This is a genomic window from Pseudoalteromonas sp. PAST1 (assembly GCF_021532515.1).
GTDB lineage: Bacteria > Pseudomonadota > Gammaproteobacteria > Enterobacterales > Alteromonadaceae > Pseudoalteromonas > Pseudoalteromonas simplex.
Window position 1 is genome coordinate 146,858 of record NZ_JAKGBH010000004.1, and the last position, 6,855, is coordinate 153,712.

The window sequence follows — 6,855 nt, forward strand, 5'->3', positions numbered from 1 at the left end:
ACTAAACAACTACAACGGCTTTTTGCTTTTGAACTTTAGAAAACTCAAGGGCATCATTGAGATTGTTAAATTCAAAGTCAGTGGGTTCTTCAACATTTAAAGTACCCGACGCAATGTCATTAAGGAGCTTTTCGCCATCACTTACAAGACGTTGCCATTGCTGTGAATCACCATAATCGTGTAATGCACCAAGGGCAATTTCATGATAAGAAATAGTGCGCGTGAATGGTTCATCGACTGGGGTTTCAATGCGTCCTAAAATACTGATCACATGACCATTTGCCTGTAGAAGTGGCACTAACTTTTTAGCTTCTTCAGGGCCATTAGCATCAAAGAGTGCAAAGTAGCCACCTTCAGATGGTGCGTCGCGTAATACTAACTTAACGCCAAGCTTTTCGGCTTGCTCAGTCGTTAGGCTTTTTGATAAAGCATGTACTTCAAAGCCACTGTGATTCAGCATTTGTGTCAGCAGTTTATTAACAGCTCCCATGCCGGTTACTAATACTTTTTCGTCTTTGCGTAATGGTATTTTGCTAAAAGCTTGCCATGCAGTAAGCAGTGGGCAAGGTAATGCAGCAGCAACATTGACAGCTAACCCTTTTGGCACCTGCATAACACGGTCTGCATAAAGTACTGTGTGTTTAGCAAAGCTGCCGTTTTCACTCAAGCTATGATGATAAGCGACTGTTTTACCTATTAGTTTGCTATCGACGCCATCGCCTACCTGCTCAACAACCCCAGCACCGTCTACGCCAGGTGTATGTGTATCTGCCCAATTTATAGGGTCAGCTTGAATAAACTTCCAATCAACTGGATTAATACCAACCGCTAGGTTTCGGACCAAAATTTGCCCTGCTTTAAGTGCTGGTACAGCTTTCAATCCCAAAGCGAGTGCTTTATCAGCACCTTGAAACTGCCAAGCATGAGTTGTCTTTACTTCATCATGATCCCAGTCAGGAGCAAAATCCGGGTTTGCTTGCCTGTCGCCGCAACTAAGGGCATCAATTTGATTGATCTCGTCTTGGCTTAAGCTAAGCGAAAGGGCTTTTAAGTTGGTAGCCATATTTTCGCGTTTGGTAGATGACGGTATCGTCACCATGTCATGCGCTAACTCCCAAGCAATGACTACTTCAGCGGTGCTCACTTGGTGTTTGTCTGCAATCGCTTTGATGGTTGGATCTTTAAGTACTTTACCTACCGCAAATGGCATATAGCCGGTAACGAGAATGTCGTTTTGCGCACAAAAATCACGTACCTTTTGATTGGTTAGGTAGGGGTGAACTTCAACTTGATTGGTAAATAATGCGCCTTTTGGCAAAATACTTAAGGCTTCTTCCATTTGTGCAATGGTAAAGTTTGAAACACCAATTTCTTTCGTTAAACCAAGCTCTTTTGCTGATTGTAATTCACTCAAATACTCATGCATGCTTTTGCCATTGGCTGGGCTTGGCCAATGAATAAGCAGTAAGTCGACGTAATCTAGTTGTAGTTTAGTCAGGCTCTCTTTTACGCTGTTAATAAAGTCCGTTTTATTTAACTTATCATTCCATACTTTGGTGGTAATAAATAACTCACCACGCGCAACACCACTGTCTTTAATCGCTCGGCCAACAGCTTCTTCGTTACCGTAAATTTGTGCAGTGTCGATGTGTCTAAAGCCCTCTTCAATAGCTGTTAGCACACTTTGATATGCAACTTCGTCTTGTAATCTAAATGTACCAAAACCCAGTTTTGGCATAATTGATTGTGACATCATAACTCCTTAATTATGGAACTTGGGCAAAACATGTTCGCCGATGTGCTTTAATGCCCATTCAATGGGTAATTCGTTACGTCTAAAGTGCAGGCCGATGTGATTCACACCGGCATTTCTCATTGCCTTTAGTTCTGAGATGAGTCCGTTGACGCCTGTTTCAACCCCAAAACGGTGACGTTTTATAGGTGCATCAGGATCATCTAATAAATTTAAATGAATAAAACTAACGTACGGCTTATTACCTGCGACATCTCGCCACAAAGCGACACGCTTTTGATGATCATCTGGTGTGCCTGGGTAAGCAAGCCAGCCGTCCATATTTTCGCCAACCCATTGAGGGCTTTGCTGAGCAAGACCTGCTACATAAAGTGGGAAATTTTTCACTTCTGGTAGTAGCTTTTGACCCGCTTCTAAAGGTCGCTTAGGGGCGCCTTTAAGTAGCGAAACAGATTCACGTAGTTGCTCACCACGGCTTGCAAAATCAATATCGAATAAAGGGTATTCAATGGGTCTATCACCACTGGCAACACCTAAAATTAGCCGATCATTACTAAGCGCTTGCACAGTATTTGCAGCCTTTTTAACAAGCCAAGGTTGGCGCAATGGCAATACCACCGCTGCGGTGCCAAGTAATATATTCTTGGTTTTAGCTGCTAAGTAGCCAAGGTAACTGAAGGTTTCATAAACTTGGGCGGCATCACCAAATTGCGGGTCATAAATCGGTACGTCGCGAACCCATGCCGCTGCGTAGCCAAGCTCATCAGCAAGTTGAACACGTGATTCATGGTTAGCTAAATTAGGGATCCCAAATGATTGATTTGATTGTTGATTGAAATGTGCCCAATCATTATCAAGTGGAAGTTCAACCCCAATTGAGAATGGTTTTTGCGCTAATTTATCAAAACTCATTATGACTCCAAACTTTAAGGGACATAGCTAAGCAATACTTAACAATTTAATGCGGCCCTGAAAGTGATTTATGATTAAGTAATGAAGGTATTGTGGCGCTAAATTTATTTGCGAAAAACAGCAAGGATAACAAAACACCTTTGTCGTTTTTGCAAAGGTGTTTTAATCGTTATGAATTAGCTTCTTCTTTTGAAAGGGTAAAGTATGCGCGAGTGACTGGGTAGGCAATTTGTGAAATCAGTGCTGTGCCCCAAAGTAAGTTGCCAATGAGCGAAGGCACATGGGGTAAAATGGGAATGGTAACTAAAGCAAGTATGACGCCAAACATTCTTACTTTGGCTGTAGCAAAACGATGGGCTACGCGATGTTCGATCATTAGCTGGATCCACAATAAGCTTAATAAGTAGCCTGCTAACCCTACACAACCAATGACACCATATTTTAGGGGGTACGGCTGCCAAAACCCGGCTTTTACTTCTCCGGCGAGTGCAACGCCAACCATAACTGCACATAGCATTAAAAATAGGTGAGCTAACCACCAACTTACGAGTGTCCATTTGTGTTGATTTTTAGGTTTACCATTGCCAACAAAATCAAAGTAAATCCAGCATTGCACAAATACCGCAATACCACCAAACATAAAGTTAGCCAGTACAGTGGGGTCGACTTTATAAACTCCTTTTTCAGATAAAGTAATCACCAATTTAAAGAAACCTTCGCCTACGACAATAAGCAGTAAAAGGGCGAAGCGCTCAGACATATGCCCAAGGCGTGGTAAAAAGCGTTTATTTTCAAGTACACCAATTTTTGGAGCCATATATAAAACTTGGATAGCGGCAATCGCAGCGCCAAACACCCAATAACGATAGGGGGCAGGCATAAATGCTGTGGTAGCAAAAATGATAGCAAGAGCAAAGTAGTTACGGCTCACACTGCGTGCTAATTTTGTTGATTCGACCCCCAATTGATTGGTGCGATGAAATAAATAAGCTGTAATAAGGCGATTAGCAGCATAGGCTAATGCAAAATATGTCCAACCTTTATCAAGTACATGAGGGAGCGAGGCAGCCATAACCATGGCGGTAACAATTTGGCAGGCCATGATCAGCCGGTGTTTTACATCAGTACTGACATAGAGTGAATTAAAAACACTGGAGTCAGCCCACGCAAACCATACGGTGATGAACAAACCTGCAAATGTAAGAAAACCACTTAAATGTAAGTGGTCGCTCAAAAAATTACCTAGCAAAAAAATGATTACCACATGGATAAGGTCATAAAATAATTCAACCCAATGAACATGGTCATGTGAACTTTTTAAATCTAGGTGATGCTTAGGTAAGCGCCACATTGGGTGGTTTTCTAATGCCATAATTGATCCTATCTATTTCCTTTCGACAATAATTGCAGTGATGGTGGTTTCACCCTCATTTTTGACTTGATGAGTCCATGCGTCATGCCACATCACATAGCCATTAGGGATCTCAATTGTTGTTTGTGACTCTTTAGTACTGATGGTCGCTTTACCACCTGTCTCAAAATAGACTGTTTCAGCATTATGCTTATGCCAATTATCTTGCTCACCTGGTGCTAAAGTCATACGTAAAACAAGTACTTCACTGTTATCTAGCAATACTTCATAGTGATTGGGTGAAGCAATATGTGCATGGGGAAGTTGTGCTGAAAAAGCATGTTGTGAGCACATAATTGTGCTCACCAAGCCAATCAGCAAAGCTGTCATTTTGCTCATGGCTACACTCTACTTATGCATACCGCGAATTGGGTAATTATTTTTTGGGTCGCGTATCCAATTAAGCCCGCTTACCAAAGTTGCTAAATCAGGTCTTACAAATGGATTATTAGAATAATCAACCACATGTACTTTACCTTGCTCGTTAACCACAAACAGTGCGGGCTCTGCGAAAGGGTGATCCGTTTCTTGTGGTGAACGGGGATCAGAAATGTAAGTACCTAATGCTTGCATTTGCTCTGTAGTCAAACCGTAAGCAAGTGGAAATGACACAGATAGCTGCTCTAAATGCGCTTCTAGCTGCTCTTTGCTATCACCTGAAACAGCAATTACATCAACACCCGTTTCTAATAGCGCCGCTTTGTACTGCTCGAGGCTATTTAAATAGCGGGTACATAAAGGGCAATGCTTACCACGATAAACAACAACAAGCTGCCAGCTTGCACCGTGTTGAGGTTGACCAAGAACAGCCTCTTCACCATTTAAAAGTGCAGCACTAATACTAGGAAATGCACTGCCCGGATGGAGTTTATTGCTATAAACAGATTCGTTACTCATGAGTGTTCCTTAAAAGTTCTCGTTTAAGTGTTTTTCAAAGCGCGCAAAGTCGCTGTCGATGTCTGCATTTTTCATCACGTCATAACAGGCGAAAGTTGGCATCGCTTGCATACCGAAAAACTTAAAGTTCATATGCATTGGGAAAACAAGGTCATCAACACTTTTACCTTCAAAAAAGTCAGTGGCATCTGCAAATGATTCTGCAGGTGCATTTAAAGTCAGCGACATCATATATTGAGTGTTATCCAAGGTGCCGCCTTTACCGTAATTGGCTTTTGGATTGTCTTGATGACGACCATCACCATGGCAAAGCGCTCCCCCCATGCCCGCTGTGTACACTTCATCCATGTATTTTTTGAATGACCAAGTCATGCCCATCCAGTTAATAGGTGATTGCAAAAAGACGATATCTGCCCATTGATGGTTCTCAAGTTCAGTTTCTACATCAAATTCGTCTTGTGTATTAACCACGCGAGTTTGATAGCCTTTTGCTTTAAAAAAAGCGTCGGCTTTTTCGATTAAAGCAGCATTTAACTTACCTTCAGAAAAAGGGTAATAGTGATGTGCGTTAAGAATTAATACGTTTTTCATAGTTGAGTATCCGTTTGCTAATTACTTTATCGTGTTCAAAATATATTCTGTGGTATATAATAGTAACCTAGATTATTAAATCAACCAGTCACCTTTTTGTAACTAGTCTGAAAAATGCGAGGATGTTTTGGAAAGTTCAGTAGAAACAGATAGTAAGGGTAGAAAAAAAGTTTTAAATGCTTGCATGGAACCCTGTGCTATTGAAAAAGGCATGCGTTTGATTGGCGGTAAATGGACGGGATCTATTATCTATCATTTAAAAGATGGCCCAGTTCGTTTTAATGATTTAACGCGTATGCTCGGTGGCGCAAGCAAAAAGATGATCGACCAACGTCTAAAAGAACTTGAAAGTAGAGCGATGATCACCCGTCATGTTATTAGCACGCGCCCGATAGCGGTGACCTATGAGCTAACTGACTTTGGCCGCTCAGCACTGCATATACTCGATGAGTTACGGGTTTGGTCTGAATCGAATGAGATTTAATTAGCTTAGAGAGGGCAGGGAATGCATAAGGCACAATTTGGAGAAGTTGAATCAATTAAAAAGCCACCTCATTATGAGGCGATTCATCAACTTGCGCTTGATATTGTAAATGCTCCAAATAAACAACAAGAGTGGGCGGCGTACAATCAAATAAAAGAAATATGCGACAAGTTTGCAGGCACACCGCTTGATCATCCGTTTCAATGGGAAACGCTCGCTGACTTTACCTATCAAAAGCCAGAGGTTGCACTTAGCTATTATTTGAAAGCGCTAGAGTTAGCAATGTTACTCGAACTAGAGGATTATTTAGCGTCGATTAATTTTGCGATTGCAGAGAATTACTTAGAGAAAGCTGATAAGGCCCAAGCCCTAAACTTTGCCAATACAGCTTTAACTTTCGCGGAACAAGTAGCAGATGATGAATTACAGTTAGATATTAACGAGCTGATTCTCGCAGCTAATTCCTTGCCATAAAATTATTTATAAAAAAGCCAGCGCTATGCACTTAATGCCAGTCAGTTAAGAGCTGACTGGCATTTTCTTTTATAGGGATATTTATTAGGTTTCCTTCTTACCACCCTTGGATAATGCCTGTCTGGTAGCCTATCGGGTAAGATAAACAACCTAAGAGTTGTCAGTAATTCATCATAATGAGCAGGTAATTTACTTGCACTATGTATTGGCGTAAACATGAAGAAAGCGATTACCTGACGCATAGATTGGCTAAAACTTAATTGAGTAGGCAAGATATCTTCTTCTTTAGTTGCATCAAGCATGATTATGCGTATTAAGTTGTAAGCGAGTAAT

Annotated in this window: 8 protein-coding genes and 2 pseudogenes; 2 read left to right on the top strand and 8 right to left on the bottom strand. The window is 41.3% G+C overall.

The genetic code is table 11. The features are described 5' to 3' along the window. Position 1 precedes the first annotated feature (1 nt). The 7 genes and pseudogenes from L1272_RS03225 to L1272_RS03255 form a co-directional block, all read right to left on the bottom strand. A complete protein-coding gene (locus L1272_RS03225) occupies positions 2–886 on the bottom strand; it encodes an alcohol dehydrogenase catalytic domain-containing protein (protein ID WP_235372736.1) in 885 nt (294 codons plus the stop codon). Positions 887–946: 60 nt separating this feature from the next. Next, a pseudogene (dkgB, locus tag L1272_RS03230) lies at positions 947–1,753 on the bottom strand (2,5-didehydrogluconate reductase DkgB); the annotation flags it as partial. A 9-nt stretch (positions 1,754–1,762) separates the two neighbouring features. Beyond that, positions 1,763–2,665 carry a TIGR03571 family LLM class oxidoreductase gene (locus L1272_RS03235; RefSeq protein ID WP_235372731.1) on the bottom strand — a complete coding sequence of 301 codons (903 nt, stop codon included), beginning with the start codon at positions 2,663–2,665 and terminating at the stop codon, positions 1,763–1,765. Positions 2,666–2,834: 169 nt separating this feature from the next. Continuing rightward, positions 2,835–4,037, bottom strand: a complete 1,203-nt coding sequence (locus L1272_RS03240) for a low temperature requirement protein A (RefSeq protein ID WP_138617859.1) — start codon at positions 4,035–4,037, stop codon at positions 2,835–2,837. Positions 4,038–4,049: 12 nt separating this feature from the next. Next, entirely contained in the window at positions 4,050–4,415 is a 366-nt protein-coding gene (locus L1272_RS03245) for a hypothetical protein (protein WP_228482482.1), read from the bottom strand. A gap of 9 nt (positions 4,416–4,424) precedes the next feature. Continuing rightward, positions 4,425–4,973 carry a redoxin domain-containing protein gene (locus L1272_RS03250; protein WP_054553544.1) on the bottom strand — a complete coding sequence of 183 codons (549 nt, stop codon included), beginning with the start codon at positions 4,971–4,973 and terminating at the stop codon, positions 4,425–4,427. 9 nt (positions 4,974–4,982) lie between these two features. Further along, positions 4,983–5,564 carry an NAD(P)H-dependent oxidoreductase gene (locus tag L1272_RS03255; protein WP_235372732.1) on the bottom strand — a complete coding sequence of 194 codons (582 nt, stop codon included), beginning with the start codon at positions 5,562–5,564 and terminating at the stop codon, positions 4,983–4,985. 127 nt (positions 5,565–5,691) lie between these two features. Here L1272_RS03255 and L1272_RS03260 point away from each other — a divergent pair, with 127 nt between their 5' ends. Continuing rightward, a complete protein-coding gene (locus L1272_RS03260; protein WP_054553546.1) occupies positions 5,692–6,048 on the top strand; it encodes a winged helix-turn-helix transcriptional regulator in 357 nt (118 codons plus the stop codon). Positions 6,049–6,069: 21 nt separating this feature from the next. Continuing rightward, positions 6,070–6,522: a hypothetical protein gene (locus L1272_RS03265; protein WP_235372733.1), complete on the top strand. Its 453-nt coding sequence runs from the start codon at positions 6,070–6,072 to the stop codon at positions 6,520–6,522. 41 nt (positions 6,523–6,563) lie between these two features. Here L1272_RS03265 and L1272_RS03270 read toward each other — a convergent pair. Beyond that, positions 6,564–6,855: pseudogene (locus L1272_RS03270) on the bottom strand (IS4 family transposase); the annotation flags it as partial.

Bases quoted from the DNA above. Each gene is read 5' to 3' on its own strand.
- L1272_RS03235 (WP_235372731.1), bottom strand. From the start codon at position 2,665: ATGAGTTTTGATAAATTAGCGCAAAAACCATTCTCAATTGGGGTTGAA.
- L1272_RS03240 (WP_138617859.1), bottom strand. From the start codon at position 4,037: ATGGCATTAGAAAACCACCCAATGTGGCGCTTACCTAAGCATCACCTA.
- L1272_RS03245 (WP_228482482.1), bottom strand. From the start codon at position 4,415: ATGAGCAAAATGACAGCTTTGCTGATTGGCTTGGTGAGCACAATTATG.
- L1272_RS03250 (WP_054553544.1), bottom strand. From the start codon at position 4,973: ATGAGTAACGAATCTGTTTATAGCAATAAACTCCATCCGGGCAGTGCA.
- L1272_RS03255 (WP_235372732.1), bottom strand. From the start codon at position 5,564: ATGAAAAACGTATTAATTCTTAACGCACATCACTATTACCCTTTTTCT.
- L1272_RS03265 (WP_235372733.1), top strand. From the start codon at position 6,070: ATGCATAAGGCACAATTTGGAGAAGTTGAATCAATTAAAAAGCCACCT.